Raw genomic sequence first — 22893 nt, forward strand, 5'->3', positions numbered from 1 at the left:
GTAGCTTCTTGAGCAAAGCGGCCTTCCGTTCACTTGAATAACGAGCCATTCGACACTCTTTATCCTCCCCCGGTCTTCACTTGTAGATAGATCAGATCAGGCGACAACTATCCTGACACCGGGGGCCCGCAAGGGGAGAGGGGACGGTTACCCTGGCGCAGGGGCGGGAGACCGGCTGGTCTCCGTGAAAGACGCTACCGCCCCTGACTGTCGCTGCCACATTGCGCCGTTGACCTTGGTTTGGGAAAAGGGGCCAACAGGCGCCGCCAAATATCTTACGGATTCATTGAGCGCTTAACTATGGCGGCCATCACGCAACTATCAGAAACCAGAGGTTTTTTTGCGCTGGCACAAGCTTTTGTTAATTACTGATTGATTAATTGCGGGATGAACCTTGTGCGGCTGGTCGCCTTGGGCAATCCATTGCTATCACCTTGATTCAAAACGGCGATCACAGACTTTTTGCGCCGTATGCCTAGACTGGGTTGGCCGCGGTCGCTGACCGCCGCCTCTGGATCAGCAGACAGGGTATAACTGAGCTGGCTCACCCCTATGTGTCACTGATGGAGGAGTCGGCCATGTCCGCTACCCGTATCTGGATTAAGAACCCCCTTGCCACCTTTACCCCCGAAACGGTCGATGGCCGCGGCGGGCTGGTGATTGAAAACGGCCTGATAAGCGAGGTGCTGGCGGCAGGCCAGCAGCCTGCCCGGCCGTGTGATCAGCTGTTTGATGCCCGCGACCATGTGGTGCTGCCGGGCCTTATCAATACCCATCACCACTTCTACCAGACCCTGACCCGTGCCTGGGGGCCGGTGGTCAATCAGCCGCTCTTCCCCTGGCTCAAGACCCTCTATCCGGTCTGGGCCAGATTGACGCCGGATGCGCTGGCGCTGGCGAGCAAGGTGGCGATGGCGGAGCTGCTGCTCTCGGGCTGCACCACGGCTGCGGATCACCACTACCTCTTCCCGCGCGGAATGGAGGAGTCCATCGATATTCAGGTGGCGGCGGTGCGTGAGCTGGGGATGCGCGCCATGCTGACCCGTGGCTCCATGAGCCTTGGCGAAGATGAGGGGGGGTTGCCGCCGCGCCACACGGTGCAGGGGCAGCAGCAGATCCTCGATGACAGTCTGCGGCTGGTGCGCCAGTACCATGAGCGCGGCGCCGGGGCGCAGATCCAGATTGCGCTGGCTCCTTGCTCCCCCTTCTCGGTGACCGAGGAGATCATGGTGGAGAGCGCCAGACTCGCGGCCGAGCTCGATGTGCGGCTGCACACCCATCTGGCGGAGACGCTGGATGAGGAGGCGTTCTGCCTTGCGCGCTTTGGCCTGCGCACTGTCGATTATCTGGAAAAGGTGGGCTGGCTTGGTAATCGCACCTGGCTGGCCCACGGCATCCACTTCAATCCGGACGAGATTGCGCGGCTGGGGGCGGCGGGCACCGGGGTGTGTCACTGTCCGGTCTCCAATATGCGGCTCGCCTCCGGCATCTGCCCGACCCTGGATCTGGAGGCGGCCGGTGCGCCGGTGGGGCTCGGGGTGGATGGTTCGGCCTCCAACGATGCCTCGAACCTGATGCAGGAGGCCCGTCAGGCGCTCTATCTGCAGCGGCTGCGCTACGGCGCCGAGCGCATTACTCCGCGCAAGGTGCTGGAGTGGGCGACTGTAGGTTCGGCCCGGCTGCTCGGGCGCGGCGATCTCGGCGAGCTGCTGCCCGGCAAGCAGGCGGATCTGGCGCTGTTCAAGCTCGATGATCTGCGCTTTAGCGGCAGTCACGACCCCATCGCGGCGCTGATCTTGTGCGGCGCCGAGCGAGCCGATCGGGTGATGGTGGGGGGCAAGTGGCGGGTGGTGGATGGCGCCATCGAGGGGCTGGATATCGAGCAGCTGATTGCCCGTCACAAGGTGGCCGCCGCGGCGCTGGTACGCGGCTAGGAAAGCGCAAACGGAAAAAAAGAGAAGGGGCCCGCAGTGGGCCCCTTGTTGTTGCTGTTTGGCGCGGAGCCGCTATTTGGCGGCGGGGGCGGGGAAGTATTTGTTGTGCAGCAGCGGGTATTCGCTACCCGCCAGCACCTGGGTCAAGCCGTTCTGGAACTCCTTGACCAGATCGTCGCTCACCGGATGGCTGAAGGCGTAGCAGAACTGCTCCGAGCTCAACTGCCACTGCTCCTTGAACTTGGCGGGGTCGAGTTTTTGTTCCTGAATTTGCTGCTCCATGGTGGTCTTGTTGGTGGAGACCATGTCCACCCGGCCGGAGGTGAGCATCTTGAGCGCCTGGGAGAGGCGGTTGGCGGCGATGATTTTGGTCTCGTCAAAGCCGTTATTGAGCAGCAGCTGCTCGCCCACATCGGCCCGCACCGCCCCGATATTGAACGCCTTGGCATCGTCGAGCTTGGTGATGTTGATCTTGTGCTCGGCCAACCCGACCAGCACGATTTCGGCGTAACCGATGGGGCAGGCCCACTTGAACAGGGGGTCGCGCGCCTGGGTGCGGGCGGTGGAGAAGAGCACCGCGTTGGGTTTTTGGGTCAGCAGGTAGTAGCCACGGGCCCAGGGCATGATGGTGACGGGCTGCTCCGGGGTGTTGGTTTTCTGCCACACCAGCTTGAGCAGCTCGACCGCAAAGCCGGTCGGATTGCCCGCTTCGTCGGCGTAGTTATAGGGTTTGTAATCTTCGGTCAGGTAGTGAAGCTTGGCCAGCTCGGGGCTGGCGTGGGCGAGGGAACTAACAAGCAGTGCGGCCAATCCAATCCATGGTTTCATTTTTTCCATCCTGCTCAAGGGAATATATATGCTCAATTGTGACCAAGCCGACCGGTTTCGCCAAGGTTGAGCGGTCAGGTTCTTCAATAATAGCGAGGGATGCCGTTGGCATCCCTCGTCTGTTTCGGGTCTCCGCTGCTGGTCAGCGAATGGGCAGGTATTTGGCCTGCAGCTTCAAAAACTCCTGCGAGGCGAGGGCACGGGTCAGGCCGCTCTGGAACAGCTTGATCTCCTTGTCATCCACCTGACGGCTGAAGGCGTAGCAGAGCTGCTCGGCGCTCAGCACCATGGCGACGTTGAAGTCGTCGCTGTTGAGCTTCATCTCGCGCAGGGCGTCATAACCGGCCAGCTTGCTGGTGGCGAGCAGGTCGGCGCGGCCGGAGGTGAGCATCTTGACCGCCTGATTGAGGCGGTTGGCGGGGATGATGTTGTTGTCATCCATGCCGTTGTTGAGCAGCAGTTGCTCGGCGGCATCGGAGCGTACCGCGCTTATCCGGTACTTGCTCATCTCGTCGACGGAGGTGAGGGTGATGTTTTGCGCCTTGCGCCCGAGCAGGATGTACTCCGAATAGCCGATGGGGCAGACCCACTTGAAGAGATCTTCCCGCGCCTGGGTGCGGGCGGTGGAGAAGAGCACCACGTTGGGTTTCTGGGTCAGCAGGTAGTAGCCGCGGGCCCACGGCAGGATGCGGATCGGTTGGGGGGCTACCCCGCTGTTTTTCCACACCATCTGCAGCAGTTCAACCGCAAGGCCGGTGGGCTGGCCCTGCTCATCGCTGAAGTTGTAGGGGGGGTACTCTTCGGTGAAGTATTCGAGTTTGCCCAGATCGGCCCGGGCCATCGAGGCCCAGGGGAGCAATAGCAGCAAGCAGGTGAGCCAAATCCTCATGGGGAACATCCTCAGCAGTCAACCGTGCTTTGAGTGTGACCATGAACCGCTCAAATAGCCACTTTGCCCCGTTACCAACGTGACCGGCTTCTCCCAATCGGCTGATAAGCCTCATCGCGCAGCCCCACCAGCAAGGTCTTGCCATCTGGCTGCAGGCGAAACTCGCCGTAACGGGCACGGCTCAAGGCCTCGCCATCCCCCTCTTCGAAGAAGAAGGCGTCGGGGCCGATCAGCCACTGGCGATCGCTGCGGTGTACCTGCAATAGCCGCTCATCGCTGGCCAGCTGATCCGGCTTGCCATCGGCAACCCGGCTCGCCACCTGATGGGCATCGAGGCGGATCACCAGGGTGTCGCTCTGCTTGTCGCGGCCATCGCTGCTGGCCAGCTCGCGGGCGATCTCATAGTTGAGGCGCATGTAATCCCCCTGCATCAGGGAGCGGGGATCGACCGGTGCGAGCCGCAGCAGCACCACTTCGCCACTGCTCATGGCGCGCTCAAAACGCCAGACGGTGAGGTTGATGCCCGCCAGAATGGCAAGGCCAGTAAGCAACAGGCCGAGTTGTCGGATCGCGGGTCTCATGAGTCGCTCCTTGCCGAGAGGATCTTGAGCAGCTGGCGGGCGGCCAGCAACAGGGCCCCCGAGCCCAGCAGCAGCCAGGATTTGGTCATCAGGGTGAGCCCGAGATCGTAGTAATAGAGAGCGCCATACCCCACCAGCAGCAGGGCGGCGAGGGTCATCAGGCCAAGGCTGCCGGCATAGAAGCCGAGTATCAGCACCAGCGCACCTGCCCCCATCCCCGGAATGACGGCACTGAGCAGCACCAGCGGCAGACCGTACCAGAGCGGCAGCTTCAGTTTCACCATCACCGCCAGCAGCAGGGCGGCGCAGAGTAGCGGATTGAGCCAGAGCGGCAGGCGTGACAGCCCCAGCTCGTCGAGCACGCTGCTGCCACCTTCCCACAGCGGTTGGTGCAGGCGACCCAGTACCAGCAGGGAGAGGGCGAGCCCCAGGGTGATGGCGTGGTAGAGCTGGTGGCGAGCGGGGTCGTGATCGGCGCGCAGCCAGCAGAAGGTGATGGCGGCCATCACCAGCGGCAGGGCCAGCAGTTGCAACCCGAGGCAGGCAAGGGCGAGGGTCAGCAGCAGGGCCGCCGCCACGCTGTGAAACAGCCGCACCAGCCAGTGATCGAACAGCACAGCGATGGCGAGCGACAACAGGCAGAGGCCGAACCAGAGCAGGCTCTGGTGGCTGTCGGCCTGATCCAGCAGGCCGTAGAGCAGCCAGGCATCGGCTGCCAGCGCGAGCGCCAGCACGAACTGATCCCAGAGATCGCCGCTCTGGCTGCGGTTGATGGCGTAAGCCGACCCCAGTAGCACGGCGCCAAGCAGCAGGGCACTGTTGGTCTCGCGGGTCAGCTGCTCGAAGGTCATAAAGAGAAAGAAGAGCAGAAACAGGGCGGCGATCCACCCCACCAGCCCGAGCAGAAAACGGCTCGACCAGTGCGGCTGGTTGTTGCGGGGCATCTCCCCTTCCACCAGATTGGCCTGTTGCAGGGTTTGCCAGAGCGTCAGATCACTCATGGGACCTCCGTTGTTGTTGCAGCCAGCGGCTGGCGGCGACCGAGAGGCCGATGGCGATGAGGCTGAGCAGCAGGAAACCGTCCACATCCGGCTTCATCCACTTGCCAAGGGCGGCGAGGATAACGGCAATCAGGCTGAGACACCCCATGGCGAGCCCGGCAATAAATTTATGGTGCCACAGGGCATAGGCCGCGGCCAGCCAGCCCAGCCAGAGCGGCCACACCAGCGGGGAGGCGGCATCGAAGAGCGCCAGCAGGGCGAGCAGGGTGGCGCCAAGCCCGGCGGCAAGACCCGCCAGCCAGCCCGGCATCAGGCGCCAGCGGGCGGGGGCGAGCAGCAACAAGCCCCAGAGGGCAGCGTTGAGCAGGGTCAGACACCAGCCCAGTCCCTCTTCGTCAAAGGCGAAGAAGAAGCTGAAGAGACCGAGCCGCCAGTAGAGCACCAGCGCCAGCTGACCGAGCAGCCAGCTTAGGGTCCAGAGCAAAGGGCTCTGGCCAAGGGCGGCCAGCGGTACCAGCATCAGCGCCCAGGTGGCGAACAGCTGCCAGGGATCGGCGCCGGTCTGGTAGGTCTGGCCGACCAGCGCCAGCAGGGCGCCGATATTGAGGGCCACGGCAAAGAGCAGCGCCTGACGCGGCGTATCGCCAAGGGGCTTGCGCCACAGCAGAAGCAGCATGGCGAGCAGTGGCGCCTCCAGCAGGGCGAGGCGGGGCAGTCGTCCCAGCGCCTGCCAGTTGAAGGCGACGAAGAAGATAAGGCCGGCCCCGATGCAGAGGGCGCCGAGCCAGAGCAGCAGGCGATCGAACAGCCACTGCCAGCGGGCGTGGGCAGGGGGCAGATCGGCAAGGGTGAGGGCGGCGGCCAGCTTCTCTGGCGCCAGTCGTCCCTGTTTCACCCATTCGAGTAGCGTCTCTCTTGATACGTTGTGCATGGGGTGCTCCACGAGGTTTGCCCCATTATGACATGGCAGCCCCACTCCCGTGCAGTGGCAGCTTGCGGCTGCGACAACGGCGGTTGCCGGAGTGATGGAGGCGGGCGCCAGAATGCAAAAAGCCCTCCGAAGAGGGCTTGTGTAGAACCGGTGGCCAGAGTGCCGCTAGACGAAGATAAGGGTGCTGACCCCGAGCCCGACAAACAGCAGGGCACAGGCGATGCGGATCGCCTTGAGCGGCAGCTTGTCCGCCCCCAGTTTGCCGATCAGCACCACAGGGACGTTGGCCAGCATCATGCCGAGGGTGGTACCGGTTACCACCTGAATGAGGGAGTCATATTTGGCGGCCAGCAGCACGGTGGCAATCTGGGTCTTGTCGCCAATCTCGGCAATAAAGAAGAGCACGAAGGTGGCCATGAAGGGGCCGTACTTGTCGAGGGAGCTCTCCTCGTCATCCATTTTGTCCGGCACCAGGATCCAGATCGCCATGGCGATAAAGGCGGCCGCGACCAGATAGGTCATCACCTTGGGGTCGAGCCAGCGACTGATAAACTCGCCAATCCAGGCGGCGCCCGCATGGTTGAGCAGGGTCGCGGCCAGCATGCCGGCGATGATGGGCCAGGGTTTGCGAAAACGACAGATGAGCAACAATGCCAGCAGCTGGGTTTTATCGCCGATCTCGGCAATCGCAACGCTGAGGGTTGAAGTTAACAAGGCTTCCATAGATATGACCGGGGGACGGAATTGTTATAAACCAAAGACAAGCCGACGCCATCCGTCCCCGGTATTGGCGCTGGCCCGTCAAAGGTCTTGTCAAATCCACGGATAAACTGGATCACCCTGACCATGGTGAGTTGGCACCAAGTATGTTGATCAGGGTCGCAGGCCGGTGCGGATCCGGTATGCGAGACTACTCCCCCTCGATGGGAGCGGGCATTCTAGGGAAAAACCGCATGGGTGACAAGGGGATCAGCCACCCACCAGCTTGACGCTGAAGCCGGCTTTCTCCAGCTCGGCCTTTATCAGCTCCCGTTTGTCCCCCTGGATCTCGATAACACCCTCCTTGAGCCCGCCACCGGTGCCGCACTTTTTCTTGAGCAAGGTGGCGATTGCCTTTTGCTGTTCGGCGGGGACGCCGTGAATGGTGATGACCCCGGCGCCCTTGCGCCCCTTGGTCTCGCGGCGCATGCGCACCACGCCGTCGGTGGGGAAGGGGGAGGAGGATTGCGGAGCGTTCTGCTCCTTGATTTGACCGCCATCTGTGCTGTAAACAAGGCGGCTGTTGCTGTCGTGACTCATGAGGTTACTTTACGGGTTAGCTAAGCGGAGTTTGATTTTACTCAAATAAAAGTTGAAGACACAGATTATAATGCCCCAAGTAAAAGCGAATTATTATTGTTTAACTTCAGGAGTCAGTCATGGTACTCACGCAGTTGTCACCTGGACAGAGTGCTCGCATCAAGAATATGAATCAGTTGTCCCGGCCGTTGCGTCGCAAGCTGATGGTGATGGGCTTGTTGCCACAGACTGAAGTCATCTATCTGCGGTCCGCCCCGCTGGGGGATCCGCTCCAGATCCAGTGTCAGGGGATCTGTCTCTCCATGCAAAAGAGTCTGGCCCAGCAAATTGAGGTCGAACCGGTATGAGTTGCTTGTCCACCCGCAAGAGCCCGGTTCAGAAGAAAATAGAGGTAGTGCTGGTATGAATTATTCACTGGTTACGGTCGGCAATCCCAATAGCGGCAAGACCTCCCTGTTCAATGCCCTGACCGGCGCCCGCCAGCAGGTTGGCAACTGGAGCGGGGTCACCGTCGACAAGAAGATGGGCGAATTTTCCGCCGATGGTCACGATTACAAGCTGATGGATTTGCCGGGCATCTATAGCCTCGCCAATCAGGAGGCGAGCCTTGATGAGCAGATCGCCAGCCGCTATGTGCAGGGCCATCAGCCCGACCTGCTGCTCAACGTCATCGACGCCGCCAATCTGGAGCGCTCCCTCTACCTCACGCTGCAACTGCGCGAGCTGGGGCTGCCGATGATCGTCGTGCTCAACAAGATGGATATCCTGAAAAAACGCCGCGTCACCATTAATGAAGGGTTGCTTAGTCAGGCGCTTGGTTGCCCCGTGGTGGCCCTTTCTGCCCACAATCGCCAGCAGGTTGCCGCCTTCAAGAGCCAGATCCACGGCTTTATCGGCAAGTCCCAGCAGGCACTGATGCTCGATTACGGCACTGATCTTGAGAAAGATCTGGCGGAGCTGGAGACCCTGCTCGCCCCGCACCACCTCACTACCCGTGGCCGCGCCCTGCGTCTGCTGGAGGAGGATGCCGCCATGCAGGAGACCCTGCTGCCCGGTCAGCAGGCTGCCGCGACCAATGTGGTGACCCGTGCCCATCAGGGGCAGGATATCGATCTGCAGCTGGCGGACATCCGCTATGGCCACATCCATCTGTGGGCCAGTCAGGCGTGCCAGCAGCAGGGCAAGCTCACCGTGGCCCAGAGCGAGAAGCTCGACCGGGTGCTGCTCAACCGCTGGATCGGCATCCCCTTCTTCCTGTTCGTCATGTACCTGATGTTCATGTTCGCCATCAAGGTGGGCAGCGCCTTTATCGACTTCTTCGACATCATGGGCAACGCCCTGTTTGTCGAAGGCGTGCACCACCTGTTGGGGCTGGTCAACGCGCCCGACTGGCTGGGCGCCATTCTGGCCGATGGCTTCGGGGTCGGTTTGCAGACCGTCGCCACCTTTATCCCGGTGATTGGCTGCCTCTATCTCTTCCTCGCTGTGCTGGAGAGCTCCGGCTACCTGGCCCGCGCCGCCTTCGTGGTGGATGCCCTGATGCGCCGTCTCGGCCTGCCCGGCAAGGCGTTCGTCCCCATGCTGATGGGCTTTGGCTGTACCGTGCCCTCGGTGATGGCGACCCGCACCCTCAACTCCGAGCGCGAGCGGCTGATGACCTCGGCCATGGCCCCCTTCATGTCCTGCGGTGCCCGCCTGCCGGTCTACGCCCTGTTTGCGGTGGCCTTCTTCCCCGAGTCCGGCCAGAACCTGGTGTTCGGTCTCTACCTCATCGGTATTCTGGTGGCGGTGCTCACTGGTCTGCTGCTGCGCAGCACCCTGCTGCCGGGCAAGAGCGACTCCATGGTGATGGAGATGCCGGATTACGAGTGGCCGCGTCCGGTCAACGTTGGCATCAAGACCTGGCAGAAGCTCAAATCCTTTGTCTTTGGCGCCGGTAAAACCATCGTGCTGGTGGTCGCCGTGCTGAGCGTGCTCAATTCGCTGGGCACCGATGGCAGCTTCGGCCATCAGGAGCAGGAGAGCTCGGTGCTGAGCAAAATCAGTCAGGCGGTGACCCCTGTGCTGCACCCCATCGGCGTGCGTGATGACAACTGGCAGGCCACGGTCGGCATCGTCACCGGTATCTTCGCCAAAGAGGCGGTAGTCGGTACCCTCAACAGCCTCTACGCCGGTGGTGGCGCAGAGGAAGAGAAGGGCGAGTTCTCCCTTGTCGCCAGCTTCCACGAAGCGGTGGATGCCGTAGCGACCAATCTGGCCGAGATCAACCCGACCGACCCGATGGGCCTTGCGGTTGGCAACCTCGACGATCAGAAGGCGGCAGCCGAGGAGCAGGAGGTGGATGTCTCCACCTACGGCAACATGCAGACCCACTTCGACGGTGCGGCTGGTGCCTTTGCCTACCTCCTGTTCGTGCTGCTCTACATGCCCTGCGCCGCCGCCATGGGTGCCCTGGTGCGCGAAACTGGCCGCCAGTGGGCGCTCTTTACCGCCGCCTGGTGCAACTACATGGCCTTTATGTGCGCCACCGTCTTCTATCAGCTGGCGACCTTTGCCGCTCACCCCGAGCAGAGCCTGTTCTGGGTAGCGAGCTATGGCCTCTCCCTGCTGCTGCTCTGGTGGGCCGGTCGCCGTCACGGTGACATCGTCGCTCGCAAGGTGGTGACATTATGATCCTGCGCGAGCTGGGGGATTACCTCGCCGCGCAGCAGAAGGTGAGCCGGCGCGAGCTGGCTCGCCACTTCCACACCTCGGAAGATGCGGTGGAGGCAATGCTCGGCGTCTGGATGCGCAAGGGGCGGGTCATCAAGCGCGAGAGCCGGGTCTGTGGCGGCAGCTGCTGTGGCAAGAGCGAGGAGGTGATGTTCGAGTGGTGTGCCCCGGGCCAGATTGGCATCAAGGTAAGTTAAACAGCAATCGAATATCATCAGGTTAAACTGAACAATAAAAAACGGCAGACCTTGCATCCAAGCAGGGTCTGCCGTTTTTTGGGGCACAAACAGGCGGGATCAGGCGCTCTGGCGAGCTTCGCTCAGTAGCGCAAGGGTTGGCTGTTCGTTGCCCGGCATCAGCCGGTAGGCCTTGTGGTGCTTGATGAGGGTGGTTTTCTTGTTGCCCTGACTCAGCAGCAGCCCCTGTTTGCAGGCCGCACTGGCCAGCAGTTGCTCATCGCCACGCACATAGAGGGTGAGGGGCTTGATAAGCTCGCCGCCCTCGATATGCCCTTCATATTCGCTGTGGCTTACCACCAGACTGGCCTGACCGCCCGATTGCAGGCGCAGCCTGGCGTTCACTTCGCTCTCGGTCAGTACCAGCCAGCCCGCCTGTTCCAGCTCAGCCAGCATGTTGGCCAGCTTGCTCCCCAGTTGCAGCGGATTTGCCATGGCGCTCTGGTACTGGCTGACGATGCGCTCCAGCAGTCCCTTGAGATCGGCGCCAGCCCCGAGGGTGCGGCCAAGCTGCACCCAAGCTTTCAAATCTTCCATCACCAGCCGCGAGAAGCGCTTCTCCTTGAGGGAGTCCGCCATCCAGGTGCAGAGGAAGTGGCTCTCCTGCGCCGGGGTGCGCTTGCCAGCCTTTTGTTCGCCGGTGCGGGCCAGCTCGGCCAGACTCTGGGTGGCCATCTCGAGCAGGGCCTGATTGTAGGTTGATGGGGTCATGGTGCCTCCTCCGGTGGGGCGAGTCGTCATCACAGGGCAAGAGAAAGGCGCCGGTGGCGCCTTCATCATATCGGTACAGCAAGTGGCTGCTTACTTGGGCTGGCGCGGCTTCTTGGCGGCGGCCAGACGCTTGAGGCGTTGCCCCTGCAGCTTGGCTTCGGCCATCGACTGAGCGGCAGCATTGTCGTCGCGACGGGCACGACCGCCAAAGCGGCGACGCTCTTCGAGCTGTTTGATCAGCATCTCGCGGCTGCTTACCTCGTAGCCCGGCACCATGATGCGGCGCAGTTTCTGGCCGATCAGCTTCTCGATCTCGAGCAGGGTGCGCTCCTCCTCACGGCTGACGAAGGAGATGGCCTGACCGCGCTTGCCGGCACGACCGGTACGGCCGATACGGTGGACATAATCCTCGGCGAGGAAGGGGAGGTCATAGTTGACCACGTACTCCAGATCCGGGATATCCAGACCGCGGGCGGCCACTTCGGTGGCGACCAGCACCCGAACCTTGCCCTCCATAAAGTCGCGCAGGGCGCGGCGACGGCTGCCCTGAGCCTTGTCACCATGCACCACGGCCGATTTGATGCCATCGAGGTTGAGCTCCTCGACCAGCTCGTCGCAGCTCTCGCGGGTACTGGCAAAGACCAGCACCTGTTGCCAGTTCTGCTTGCCGATGAGCTCGGAGAGCAGCTCGCGCTTGCGCTTCTGCTCGACCGGATAGACCACCTGGCTCACGGTGTCGGCGGTGGTGTTCTGTTTGTTGACGCTCACCACTTGGGGCTTGTCGAGCATCACATTGGCGAGCTTCTTCACCCCTTCGGAGAAGGTGGCGGAGAAGAGCAGGTTCTGGCGGCCCTTGTTGGCAGCTTGCAGGATCTGCTGCACATCGGCGCTAAAGCCCATGTCGAGCATGCGATCCGCTTCATCCAGCACCAGACACTCCACGGTGGAGAGGCTGAGGTTGCATGCGGTGAGGTGCTCCACCAGACGGCCCGGAGTGGCCACGATGATGTGAGCGCCCGCTTTGAGCTTCTTGGCCTGCACATCCTGCTTGCCGCCACCCACCAGAGTGATGACGCCAAGATCCAGATAACGGGCAAACGCCTTGATGTTGTCGGCAATCTGGGCTGCCAGCTCGCGGGTCGGGGTGAGGATCAGCACCCGGGTGCTGGAGGGCGCGGCTGCGGCAGGGGTATCGACCAGACGCTGCAGGATGGGCAGGGCGAATGCGGCGGTTTTGCCGGTGCCGGTCTGGGCGCTGGCCAGCACGTCGCGGCCACGGCGAATGGCCGGGATCGCCTGCTGCTGCACAGGGGTCATCTCCTGATAACCGCACTCCGAGACGGCGCGCAAAATCTCGGGGGCAAAATCGAATGCTTCAAATCTCATATCGGTTTCCTGTGATCCAGCTGGATTGTGTTCGGCTTGACAAGCCGGCATGGGCGAACGGTCGCGGATTGCCACTGGTGGCCGACCCTGATACAGCATCAGCGCAGCCTGAAAATGGCGGGCGCGAAGTGTAACAGATAGGCGCAGCAAATTCTGCCTCAATTGGCCAGAGTTTTTTATCGGTTTTTTTAACCGGCGCAAGGTTTTGGTCGCCGCCATTTGACTCCAAAAATGCCAGCCGTAAGGATAGTGGCTATTGATAGTCATGAAAGGAGAGGGCGATGACCGGGTGCGAGCGCGGTTTGCCACTGCAGACGGCGAGGGCCAATACCCCCCTTGAGCGTCTGAAGCAGGCGCTGGAGCAGTTTGGCGAGCAGCACGACCTGGCGCAGACGGATCGCGCCGACAAGATGCTCAACATTACCCGCGATACCGGCGAGTTGCTGGCTGTTCTGGTGCAGACGCGCGGGGCGCAGGCGGTGCTCGAGATCGGCACCTCCAACGGTTACTCCACCCTCTGGCTGGCCGAGGCGGTGGCCCGGCTCGATGGTCATGTCACGACCATCGAACGGGATGAGAGCAAGCGGGCACTGGCGCAGGCCAATTTCGAACAAGCCGGTCTTGCCGGGCGGATCACCCAGCTGGCCGGGGAGGCGGGAGCGCTGTTGCCCACCCTGCCATCGGCGGGCTTCCCGCTCATCTTTCTTGATTCCGATCGCCGGCAATACCGGGTGTGGTGGCCGCAGTTGCAGCGTCTCTTGCCCCCGCGCGGCTTGCTGGTGGTCGATAATGCCATCTCTCATCGGGAGGAGCTGGCGGAATGGATGGCTGAAGTGGCGCAGGATCCCCGTTTTGTCACCTCGCTGGTGCCGGTGGGCAAGGGGGAGTGGCTGGTGGTGAGAGTGTGAGCAACCTGAACATGAAGAGGGAGGTGGCAGTGATGAAACCGGTGGCAGTGGTGGAAGCTTACTGGCAGGCAATGCAGAGCAATGATTTTGCCAGAGCGGCGCGATGGCTGGGGGATGAGTTTGTCTGTGACTGGCCGCAATCGGGGGAGCGGATCCTCGGGCGCTGCAACTTTGTCGAGATCAATCGCCGTTATCCGGCCGCCGGGCCGTGGAGTTTCACCATAGTCCGCCTGCTGGCACAAGGAGACGAGGTGGTGAGCGAAGTGCAGATCACCGATGGGGTCGTGCATGCCCGGGCCATCACCTTTCATCGGGTCGAGGGCGATCGCATTGTGCAGCAGACCGAATATTGGCCGGAACAGTATGAGGCCCCCGCCTGGCGCCGTCCCTGGGTGAGCAAGCTAACCCGCACGCCAGAACTCGTCTAAAAAGAGCGCCGCCGGTCACTCTGATGGCTGGCGGTGTTTGCCATGTTCAAGCCATCCCACCCTCGTTATCCATTATTTCGCTAAATATCACCATATTTCATGGTTTGGCCATGGGATATGGCGCGATATGTTTTGCCCAAGCCAGCTCGATATTTGCAAGGCATACATCTGAGTTCACAGATATTTGCATCATCCATGCAAGAGACGGTTTCATTAATACGGTTGTCGTTGGCGACTCATGGGAAATAAAAATATAACGAGGTAAATAATATGAACAAGTGGCACACTCTCTTATTACTGGCATCCCTTCCGTTGACCCTGGTGACTTCTGCCGAGGCACAATCCTCCCTTGCGGCGATTCAGCATAGTGGCGTGATCAAGATTGGTACCGAAGGGGCTTATCCTCCTTTCACCTATCACGACAAGAGCGGCAAGTTGGTCGGCTTTGATGTGGAGATTGGCGAGCTCATTGCAAGCGGCCTCGGTGTGAAACCGGAGTTTGTCGAGGGCAAGTGGGATGGCCTCATCGCCGGGGTGGATGCCAAGCGCTACGATCTGGTGCTCAACGAGGTGGCCATCACCCCGGAGCGGCAGAAAAAGTATGATTTCTCAGATCCCTATATCACCTCCAAGGCGGTGGTAGTGGTGCACAGCGACAACCACAGCATCAACAGCTTTGCCGATCTGAAGGGCAAGAAATCCTCCCAGTCCCTGACCAGCAACTTTGCCCAGCTGGCCAAAAAGTCGGGGGCCGAGGTGGTCGCCACCGAGGGCTTCAACCAGTCGCTGGCGCTGGTACTGACCGGGCGAGTGGATGCCACCATCAACGACAGTCTCTCGTTCCTCGACTTCAAGAAACAGAAACCGGATGCCAAATTGAGGGTGGCGGCGACCGAGGCGAAGGGGGATCAATCGGCTGTGCTGCTTGCCAAGGGGCAGCCGGAATTGCTGGCCGCCATCAATCAGGCGCTGCGTACTGCCAAACAGGATGGCAACTATCAGAAAATATCTCATAAATATTTTGGTACTGATGTCTCGCAATAATATTGCCGGAAAATAATAACTAGCGAGGAAATTAACGTGCCAGCCTGGTTGCAGTTAATGATCGACTCTTTTTGGCCCCTGCTTAGCGCGGGGCTTATTTTTACCGTGCCACTGACCCTGATCACTTTTATCTTGGGAATATTGCTCGGCTTGCTGGTGGCGCTGGCCAGATTATATGGCCCGACACCATTGGTGGCACTGGTCCGTTTTTATGTCTGGCTTATTCGTGGCACGCCACTGCTGGTGCAGCTATTTCTGATTTTCTATGGCTTACCGAGTGCCGGCATTGTGCTGGACGCCTTCACCGCTGCGGTGATCGGCTTCACCCTCAACATCGGCGCCTACAGCTCTGAGATAATCCGCGCCACTCTGGCGGCGATCCCGAAAGGGCAGTGGGAAGCGGCCTATTCGATTGGCATGAACTGGCCCCAGGTGATGTGGCGGGTGATCCTGCCGCAGGCGGCGCGTATCGCGGTGCCACCGCTCTCCAACACCTTTATTTCACTGGTCAAGGACACCTCGCTGGCGGCGGCAGTGACCGTGCCCGAGCTGTTTCAGGCTGCCCAGCGGCTCGCCTCTGTCACCTATGAGCCGCTCATTCTCTACAGCGAGACGGCCCTCATCTATCTGATGTTCAGCTCGGTGCTCTCCACCTTGCAAGACCGGCTGGAGCGCAAGTTGACCCACAAAGAGACCCGGGAGGTCGCCCTATGATCCGGTTGCGTGGTATCGAGAAGCAGTTTGGCGGGCAGCAGGTGCTCAAGGGAATTGATCTGGCCATGGTGGCGGGCAGTGTGACCGCCCTGATTGGCCCCTCCGGCAGTGGCAAGAGCACCCTGTTGCGCTGTGTCAATGTGCTGGAGCGGCCGGATGCGGGGCATCTGGTGCTGGGGGGAAGCGAACTCGATTTTTCTCATCATTTGCCTCGCCAGAGCGTGCAGGCATTGCGTCAGCAGACCGGCATGGTGTTCCAGAATTTCCAGCTGTTCCCGCACATGACGGTGCTAGAAAACGTCATTGAGGGGTTGGTGACCGTGTTGAAGTGGCCAAGAGCGAAAGCTGAGGTGCGCGGCTTGCAACTGCTCGACAAGGTGGGGCTCAGGCACAAGGCCGAGGCGGTGCCTGCCACCCTCTCCGGTGGCCAGCAGCAGCGGGTTGCCATTGCGAGGGCGCTGGCGCCATCGCCCAAGGTACTGCTCTGTGACGAACCCACCTCGGCGCTTGATCCCGAGCTTGCCCAAGAGGTGGTGACCGTGCTGCGCCAGCTGGCCCGGGAGGGAACCACCATGCTGATTGCCACCCACGATCTGCGGCTGGCAGCCCAGATAGCGCAACAGGTGCTCTTTCTGGAGGCGGGTGAGGTAGTGGAAGCTGGCAGTGCACGCCAGATGTTCACCACTCCCAAGCGGGCGCGTACCTTCGAGTACATCTCTACCCTCACCGAGCGGTTGCCGGAGAGCTGGAGCATCTAGCCGCACCCCGGACGAGGTGGGGGGAGTGATAGGTGGCAAGCTGCCAGCGAGAACTCCGAGCCTTGAATCCCGAGCCTCAAAAGAAGAGCCCCGCACTGGCGGGGCTCTGTTTTGCGTTGACTGAGAAAGTGCAGGTTAGACCGCCAGATAGTCCATGATCCCTTCGGCTGCCTTGCGCCCTTCGTAGATGGCGGTGACCACCAGATCGGAGCCACGTACCGCATCGCCACCGGCAAACACCTTGGGATTACTGGTCTGGAAGGCATATTCCGCCTGCTCGCGGGCCTTGATGCGATCCCGGTTGTCGAGCTCGATGCCGAACTCCGCCATCCAGGGCTGGGGGTTGGGCTGGAAGCCAAACGCCATTACCACCGCATCGGCGGCCAGCACCTGTTCTGAGCCCTCGATGACCACCGGATTGCGGCGACCATTGGCATCGGGTTCACCCAGCTCGGTGCTCACCACCTTGATGCCGACGGTGCGACCGCTGGCATCCAGCTCGACCGCTACCGGTTGCAGATTGAACATGAACTCAACCCCCTCCTCGCGGGCGTTTTTCACCTCCCGCTTGGAGCCCGGCATGTTCTCCTCGTCGCGGCGATAGGCACAGATCACCTTGGCGGCTCCCTGACGAATAGCGGTACGTACACAGTCCATAGCGGTATCACCACCGCCCAGCACTACCACCTGCTTGCCAGCGAAATCGATGTAGTCGGCTTGCGCCTTCTCGAACCCCAGCAAGCGGTTGGCGTTGGCGATGAGGTAGGGCAGGGCGTCATAGACGCCCGGCGCCTCTTCGTTGGCAAAGCCGCCCTTCATGTACTTGTAGGTGCCGACCCCGAGGAAGACCGCATCGAACTCGCCGAGCAGGTCGGCGAAGGTGATGTCCTTGCCCACTTCGGTCTCGAGACGAAACTCCACGCCCATCCCCTGGAAGATCTCGCGGCGACGCTGCATCACCTCTTTTTCCAGCTTGAAGGAGGGGATGCCGAAGGTGAGCAGGCCGCCAATTTCGGGATATTTGTCAAACACCACCGGGGTGACGCCGTTGCGTGCCAGCACGTCGGCACAGGCAAGACCAGCCGGGCCGGCACCAATGACGGCGACCCGCTTGCCGGTCTTGACCACGTTCGAGAGATCGGGCTTCCAGCCCATCTCGAACGCCTTGTCGGTGATGTATTTTTCGATGTTGCCGATGGTCACAGCGCCGAAGCGATCGTTGAGGGTGCAGGAGCCCTCACAGAGGCGATCCTGCGGGCAGACCCGGCCGCACACTTCCGGCAGGCTGTTGGTCTGGTGGGAGAGCTCCACCGCCTCCAGAATGCGCCCCTCTTTGGCCAGTTTCAGCCAGTTGGGGATGTAGTTGTGAACCGGACACTTCCACTCGCAATAGGGGTTGCCGCACTCGAGGCAGCGATCCGCCTGCATCTGTACCTGCGGCTGATTGAAGGACTCGTAGATCTCCACAAACTGGATTTTACGGATCTTGAGTGGCTTCTTGGGCGGGTCGACCCGCTGGACATCGATAAACTGAAATACGTTCTGGCTCATAGGGTTCCCTCCTTATTGCGCCTGGATTCTGAGTTCTGCACTGGAACGGCTGGTGTGACCCAGCAGCGATTTCACGTCGCTGGACTTGGGTTTGATCAGCCTGAACTTGGGCACATAGGAGTCGAAGTTGGCCAGGATCTCCTCGGCGCGCGAGCTGCCGGTCTCATTGAGGTGCGCCGTGATGATGCCGCGCAGGTGCTCCTGATGGATGGCGAGATCCGCCACATCCAGCAGTTCCACCAGCTCGGGGTTGGTGCGCTTGGCGAAGTTGCCGCACTCGTCGAGCACGTAGGCAAAGCCGCCGGTCATGCCCGCCGCGAAGTTGACGCCGGTCTGACCCAGTACGGTGACGATGCCGCCGGTCATATATTCACAGCCGTTGTCGCCAATCCCCTCGACTACCGCCAGGGCGCCGGAGTTACGCACCGCGAAACGCTCGCCGGCAGTGCCTGCGGCGTAGAGTTTGCCGCCGGTGGCGCCGTAGAGGCAGGTGTTGCCGATGATGGCCGCTTCATGGGATTTAAACGCCACGCCTACATGGGGCTTGATCACCAGCTTGCCGCCGGTCATCCCCTTGCCCACATAGTCGTTGGCGTCACCGGTGAGGATCATCTCGAGGCCGCCAGCGTTCCAGACGCCGAAGCTCTGGCCTGCGGTGCCGTTGAAGTGCACTTTGACCGGATCCGCCGCCATACCCTGGTTGCCGTGACGTTTGACGATCTCGCCCGAGAGACGCGCACCCACCGAGCGGTCGGTGTTGCGAATGTCGTAGCGGAACTCGCCGCCGCTTGAGGTTTCCACTGCCTCCAGCAGATCCTCCACCATCTTGAGGTTGAGCGGCCCTTTGTCGAAGGTGGGGTTGTGCTGCTGGCTGAACAGGCTGGAGCCTGCCGGAGCAACCGGACGGGCCAGAATGCCGGTGAGATCCAGCTTGGCCTGACGGGCGGTGAGGCCGGGCAGGGCCTCCAGCAGATCGGTACGGCCAATCAGGTCGGTCAGCTGGGTGACGCCGAGCTGAGCCATCAGCTCGCGGGTCTCTTCGGCGATGAACTTGAAGTAGTTCATCACCATCTCCGGCAGGCCGGTGAAGTGCTCGCGACGCAGCTTCTCATCCTGAGTGGCAACGCCGGTGGCGCAGTTGTTCAGGTGGCAGATCCGCAGGTATTTGCAACCGAGCGCCACCATGGGGCCGGTGCCAAAACCGAAGCTCTCGGCGCCGAGGATGGCCGCCTTGATGATGTCGAGGCCAGTCTTGAGGCCGCCATCCACCTGCAGCCGCACCTTGTGGCGCAGACCGTTGGCGACCAGCGCCTGTTGGGTTTCAGCCAGACCCAGCTCCCACGGGGAGCCGGCATATTTGACCGAGGTGAGGGGGCTCGCGCCAGTGCCGCCGTCATAACCGGAGATGGTGATGAAGTCGGCATAGGCCTTTGCCACGCCGCAGGCAATGGTGCCAACGCCCGGCTCGGAGACCAGTTTCACCGACACCAGACAGCTCGGGTTGATCTGCTTGATGTCGAAGATGAGCTGGGCCAGATCCTCGATGGAGTAAATGTCGTGGTGCGGCGGCGGCGAGATCAGGGTCACGCCGGGCACGGAATAACGCAGCTGGGCGATCTGGGCAGTCACCTTGTCACCGGGCAGCTGGCCACCTTCGCCGGGCTTGGCACCCTGCGCCACCTTGATCTGCACCACATCGGCGTTCATCAGGTAGTGGGGGGTGACGCCAAAGCGGCCGGAAGCCACCTGCTTGATTCGGGAGTTCTTCTCGGTACCGAAACGCTTGGGATCTTCGCCACCTTCGCCGGAGTTGCTCTGACCGCCGAGGCGGTTCATGGCGACAGCCAGCGACTCGTGGGCCTCTGGGCCGAGGGCACCGATGGACATGGCGGCGGAGTCAAAGCGGGGGAAAAGCTTGTCGGCTGGCTCAACCTGATCCAGTGCGACCGGATTGTCGACCTTCTTCAGGGCCAACAGGTCACGCAGGGTAGAGACCGGGCGTTCGTTGACCAGACGGGCGTACTCCTTGTAATCGGCATAGTTGCCGGAGCGCACCGCGGTTTGCAGGGTCTGCACCACATCCGGGTTGTAGGTGTGGTACTCACCGCCGTGAACGAACTTGAGCAGGCCGCCGTGGGCGAGGGGCTTGCGGGCCAGCCAGGCCTGACGGGCGAGCTTGAGCTGATCCTGCTGGATGTCGGCAAAGTCGGCGCCCTGAATACGGCTCGATACGCCGCGGAAACAGGTCTCGACCACGGCTTTGGCCAGACCCACTGCCTCAAACAGCTGGGAGCAGCGGTAGCTGGCGACCGTGCTGATGCCCATCTTGGACATCACCTTGTAGAGCCCCTTGTTGATGCCGTTGCGGTAGTTGACCATCGCCTGGCGCAGGGGCATGGCGAGCACACCCTCTTCAACCTGTTTGGCCAGGGTTTCGTAGGCGAGATAGGGGTAGATGGCGGTCGCGCCAAAGCCCAGCAGCACCGAGAAGTGGTGCGGGTCGCGTACGCTCGCGGTCTCCACCAGAATGTTGGCGTCACAGCGCAGGTTGTTGTCCACCAGAGTACGCTGCACCGCACCCACCGCCATGGCGGCCGGGATGGGCAGGGTATCGATGCTGATGTCGCGATCCGACAGCACCAGCAGCACGGTACCGCTCCTGGCGGCAGCCTTGGCCTCCTCGCAGATGCGCAGGATGGCGGCCTCCAGCCCCTCTTCGGGCTTGAAGTTGAGGCTGATCACCTTGTGCCGGTAGTACTCCCCCTCCAGTGCCAACAGCTGGTGGAAGTCGGAGTAGAGCAGGATCGGTGACTGGAACAGCACCCGGTGGGCGTGGCCGAAGGTCTCGTTGAAGACGTTCTGCTCGCGACCGATACAGGTGGCGAGAGACATGACGTGGTTTTCCCGCAGCGGATCGATAGGCGGGTTGGTCACCTGCGCAAACATCTGGCGGAAGTAGTCATAAAGGGTGCGAGCGCTGGAAGAGAGCACTGCCATCGGGGTGTCATCCCCCATGGAGCCCACCGCTTCCTGACCATTTTCACCGAGAACCCGGATGATCTGGTCCAGCTCCTCGAAGGAGTAGCCAAACAGCTTCTGATAGGTTTTCAACTGCTCATCGGAGAACTCGCGGCTACCGGTCTGGCTGTCGTCCATCTGCTCGAAGGGGACCAGCCGGCGGCAATGTTTGTCCATCCACTGCTTGTAGGTGTGGCGGCTCTTGAGATCGTCATCGATCTCGAAGCTGGTCCACACCTTGCCGTTGCTGGTATCCACCACGAACAGCTCGCCCGGGCCGACCCGGCCCTTCTCCAGCACTTCGTCCGGGGTGTAGTCCCAGGTGCCAACTTCGGAGGCGAGGGTGATGAACTTGTCCTTGGTGATGACGTAGCGGGCCGGTCGCAAGCCGTTTCTGTCAAGGGCGCAGGTGGCGTAGCGACCGTCGGTCATGACAATACCGGCCGGGCCGTCCCACGGCTCCATGTGCATGGAGTTGAAGTCGTAGAAGGCGCGCAGGTCGTCATCCATGTTCGGGTGTTTTTGCCATGCAGGCGGGATCAACAGACGCATGGCGCGGAACAGGTCCATGCCACCGGCGAGGAAGAGATCAAGCATGTTGTCGAGGCTGGAGGAGTCAGAGCCGGTGGTATTGACGAAGGGGGCCGCTTCCTGCAAATCGGGAATGAGCGGGGTGGCAAACTTGTAGCTGCGTGCCTTGGCCCACTGGCGGTTGCCGGCGATGGTGTTGATCTCGCCGTTGTGGGCCAGATAGCGGAACGGCTGGGCCAGCGGCCAGCGCGGGCTGGTATTGGTGGAGAAGCGCTGGTGGAAGACGCAAATGGCTGCCTGCATACGGATGTCGGCGAGATCCAGATAGAAGCGCGGCAAGTCCACCGGCATGCACAGCCCTTTATAGACGGTGACCAGGTTGGAGAGGCTGACCACATAGAAGTAGTCGTCGTTGACGCGCTTTTCGATGCGGCGACGCACGATATAGAGGCGGCGTTCGAGATCCTTGTCGACCCAGCCGGGCGGGGCGTTGACAAAGACCTGTTCAATGCTGGGCAGGGAGGCTTTGGCGATAGTACCGAGTACGTTGGTATCGACAGGCACCTTGCGCCAGCCGACCAGACTCAGGGTCTCTTTTTCCAGCTCCTCGTCGATGATGTCGCGAGTTGCCTGGGCCAATACGGGGTCAGGGTTGAGAAATAGCATGCCGACCGCATAGTTGCGGCCAAGGTGCCATCCCTTCTCCTCGGCGACAGCTCTGAAGAAGCTGTCCGGTTTTTGCAGCAACAGGCCACAACCGTCGCCGGTCTTGCCATCGGCGGATATCCCGCCGCGGTGCTGCATGCGAGCCAATGCTGACATCGCGAGACGGACAAGCTTGTGGCTGGCTTCCCCTTCCATGTGGGCCAACAGGCCGAAGCCACAGTTATCCCTCTCCAGCTTTGGATCATATAGTGACATTGCATATCTCCCTTGCTCGGCCTTGCATCGCACAGTCATCGTCTGACTGCATAAATTGCGACTGGCTCTTGTGGTTCCGTCTGCCTGACGTGGCGAATCTCCAAACTAATGGGATTTTTCAGCAAGGTCAATTGGACTTCCGGGCTCTTTGCAATGTTACATTCACATAACAAAATATGGATTTGCGGCGATGAATTACGTCTTATCTTGTTTTTGTTCTGATTAAAACATATTTTTTGGATTAATAATCTGCATATGCTCGTTTTGGTGGTTTACTCCATGGGTATCGAGAACTGTAGTAATTTTACCAAATCATGGATGCCAAGGACGAAGGTGATCACATTTCACAATCCTGTCTCTTGCATTTGCCCACAAGCCGTACTCTTAAATTTTTTCATTGTTCAACAATAGTTTATATCCCATTGCGGATATGGTTGCTGGCGCCCCCTCGTGGCAGGCAAGGTCTCAAAAGCATCAATAATCGGCCGGTTTCATATATTTATCCGTAAAAT

General features: G+C 61.0%; 20 protein-coding genes. 9 read left to right on the plus strand and 11 right to left on the minus strand.

Annotation, left to right across the window (positions count from 1 at the left end; all coding sequences use genetic code 11):
• The first annotated feature begins 578 nt into the window (after positions 1 to 578).
• Entirely contained in the window at positions 579 to 1934 is a 1356-nt protein-coding gene (locus tag AAHA41_RS17415; protein ID WP_323071136.1) for an 8-oxoguanine deaminase, read from the plus strand.
• A 72-nt stretch (positions 1935 to 2006) separates the two neighbouring features.
• On the opposite strand, the gene AAHA41_RS17420 is transcribed toward AAHA41_RS17415, so the two are convergent.
• The 7 genes from AAHA41_RS17420 to AAHA41_RS17450 all read right to left on the minus strand — a co-directional run bounded on the left by AAHA41_RS17420 (position 2007) and on the right by AAHA41_RS17450 (position 7463).
• Positions 2007 to 2762, minus strand: coding sequence for a transporter substrate-binding domain-containing protein (locus AAHA41_RS17420; RefSeq protein WP_323071137.1), 756 nt, complete (start codon positions 2760 to 2762; stop codon positions 2007 to 2009).
• Between the two features lie 142 nt (positions 2763 to 2904).
• Positions 2905 to 3651, minus strand: coding sequence for a transporter substrate-binding domain-containing protein (locus AAHA41_RS17425; protein ID WP_033113705.1), 747 nt, complete (start codon positions 3649 to 3651; stop codon positions 2905 to 2907).
• 71 nt (positions 3652 to 3722) lie between these two features.
• Positions 3723 to 4220: a GDYXXLXY domain-containing protein gene (locus AAHA41_RS17430; RefSeq protein ID WP_323071146.1), complete on the minus strand. Its 498-nt coding sequence runs from the start codon at positions 4218 to 4220 to the stop codon at positions 3723 to 3725.
• A gap of 8 nt (positions 4221 to 4228) precedes the next feature.
• Positions 4229 to 5233 carry a DUF4401 domain-containing protein gene (locus AAHA41_RS17435; protein WP_323071138.1) on the minus strand — a complete coding sequence of 335 codons (1005 nt, stop codon included), beginning with the start codon at positions 5231 to 5233 and terminating at the stop codon, positions 4229 to 4231.
• A complete protein-coding gene (locus AAHA41_RS17440; RefSeq protein WP_323071139.1) occupies positions 5226 to 6164 on the minus strand; it encodes a DUF2157 domain-containing protein in 939 nt (312 codons plus the stop codon). The genes AAHA41_RS17435 and AAHA41_RS17440 overlap by 8 nt, the downstream gene beginning before the upstream one ends.
• A 165-nt stretch (positions 6165 to 6329) precedes the next feature.
• Entirely contained in the window at positions 6330 to 6887 is a 558-nt protein-coding gene (locus AAHA41_RS17445; protein ID WP_033113701.1) for a TMEM165/GDT1 family protein, read from the minus strand.
• Between the two features lie 246 nt (positions 6888 to 7133).
• Positions 7134 to 7463, minus strand: a complete 330-nt coding sequence (locus AAHA41_RS17450) for a translation initiation factor (RefSeq protein WP_041208481.1) — start codon at positions 7461 to 7463, stop codon at positions 7134 to 7136.
• A 119-nt stretch (positions 7464 to 7582) separates the two neighbouring features.
• On the opposite strand from AAHA41_RS17450, the gene AAHA41_RS17455 reads away from it, so the two are divergent.
• From AAHA41_RS17455 to AAHA41_RS17465, 3 genes are read left to right on the plus strand one after another with little or no spacing between them, the layout of a single operon-like run.
• Positions 7583 to 7810, plus strand: a complete 228-nt coding sequence (locus tag AAHA41_RS17455) for a FeoA family protein (protein WP_033113699.1) — start codon at positions 7583 to 7585, stop codon at positions 7808 to 7810.
• Positions 7811 to 7865: 55 nt separating this feature from the next.
• Positions 7866 to 10136: a Fe(2+) transporter permease subunit FeoB gene (gene feoB / locus AAHA41_RS17460; protein ID WP_156853462.1), complete on the plus strand. Its 2271-nt coding sequence runs from the start codon at positions 7866 to 7868 to the stop codon at positions 10134 to 10136.
• A complete protein-coding gene (locus AAHA41_RS17465) occupies positions 10133 to 10372 on the plus strand; it encodes a FeoC-like transcriptional regulator (RefSeq protein WP_041208478.1) in 240 nt (79 codons plus the stop codon). The genes feoB and AAHA41_RS17465 overlap by 4 nt, the downstream gene beginning before the upstream one ends.
• Positions 10373 to 10471: 99 nt before the next feature.
• Here the strand turns inward: AAHA41_RS17465 and AAHA41_RS17470 are convergent, their stop codons facing one another.
• Together AAHA41_RS17470 and AAHA41_RS17475 are read right to left on the minus strand one after the other, a co-directional pair.
• The gene (locus AAHA41_RS17470; protein ID WP_323071140.1) at positions 10472 to 11122 is read right to left on the minus strand and encodes a DUF2913 family protein; all 651 of its coding nucleotides are present in this window, start codon (positions 11120 to 11122) and stop codon (positions 10472 to 10474) included.
• A gap of 90 nt (positions 11123 to 11212) precedes the next feature.
• Complete coding sequence (locus AAHA41_RS17475) at positions 11213 to 12508, minus strand: DEAD/DEAH box helicase (protein ID WP_041208476.1); 1296 nt, start codon at positions 12506 to 12508, stop codon at positions 11213 to 11215.
• A 281-nt stretch (positions 12509 to 12789) separates the two neighbouring features.
• On the opposite strand from AAHA41_RS17475, the gene AAHA41_RS17480 reads away from it, so the two are divergent.
• From AAHA41_RS17480 to AAHA41_RS17500, 5 genes are all read left to right on the plus strand, one after another.
• Positions 12790 to 13416 (plus strand): O-methyltransferase, encoded by a 627-nt coding sequence (locus AAHA41_RS17480; RefSeq protein WP_323071141.1) that lies wholly within the window; start codon positions 12790 to 12792, stop codon positions 13414 to 13416.
• A gap of 32 nt (positions 13417 to 13448) precedes the next feature.
• Complete coding sequence (locus tag AAHA41_RS17485) at positions 13449 to 13844, plus strand: nuclear transport factor 2 family protein (protein ID WP_041208475.1); 396 nt, start codon at positions 13449 to 13451, stop codon at positions 13842 to 13844.
• A gap of 270 nt (positions 13845 to 14114) precedes the next feature.
• A complete protein-coding gene (locus AAHA41_RS17490; RefSeq protein WP_323071142.1) occupies positions 14115 to 14888 on the plus strand; it encodes an amino acid ABC transporter substrate-binding protein in 774 nt (257 codons plus the stop codon).
• A 57-nt stretch (positions 14889 to 14945) separates the two neighbouring features.
• The gene (locus AAHA41_RS17495) at positions 14946 to 15602 is read left to right on the plus strand and encodes an amino acid ABC transporter permease (protein ID WP_323071143.1); all 657 of its coding nucleotides are present in this window, start codon (positions 14946 to 14948) and stop codon (positions 15600 to 15602) included.
• On the plus strand, positions 15599 to 16360 hold the full coding sequence (locus AAHA41_RS17500) for an amino acid ABC transporter ATP-binding protein (RefSeq protein WP_323071144.1): 762 nt from the start codon (positions 15599 to 15601) through the stop codon (positions 16358 to 16360). Before AAHA41_RS17495 ends, AAHA41_RS17500 begins: the two co-directional genes overlap by 4 nt.
• A 135-nt stretch (positions 16361 to 16495) precedes the next feature.
• Here the strand turns inward: AAHA41_RS17500 and AAHA41_RS17505 are convergent, their stop codons facing one another.
• Both AAHA41_RS17505 and gltB read right to left on the minus strand, forming a co-directional pair.
• Positions 16496 to 17911 carry an FAD-dependent oxidoreductase gene (locus tag AAHA41_RS17505; RefSeq protein ID WP_005346752.1) on the minus strand — a complete coding sequence of 472 codons (1416 nt, stop codon included), beginning with the start codon at positions 17909 to 17911 and terminating at the stop codon, positions 16496 to 16498.
• Positions 17912 to 17923: 12 nt separating this feature from the next.
• On the minus strand, positions 17924 to 22381 hold the full coding sequence (gltB, locus tag AAHA41_RS17510; RefSeq protein ID WP_323071145.1) for a glutamate synthase large subunit: 4458 nt from the start codon (positions 22379 to 22381) through the stop codon (positions 17924 to 17926).
• Between the last annotated feature and the right edge of the window lie 512 nt (positions 22382 to 22893).

The sequence above is a fragment of the Aeromonas sp. SER genome (genome assembly GCF_038739615.1).
In the GTDB taxonomy this organism is placed as follows: domain Bacteria; phylum Pseudomonadota; class Gammaproteobacteria; order Enterobacterales; family Aeromonadaceae; genus Aeromonas; species Aeromonas jandaei.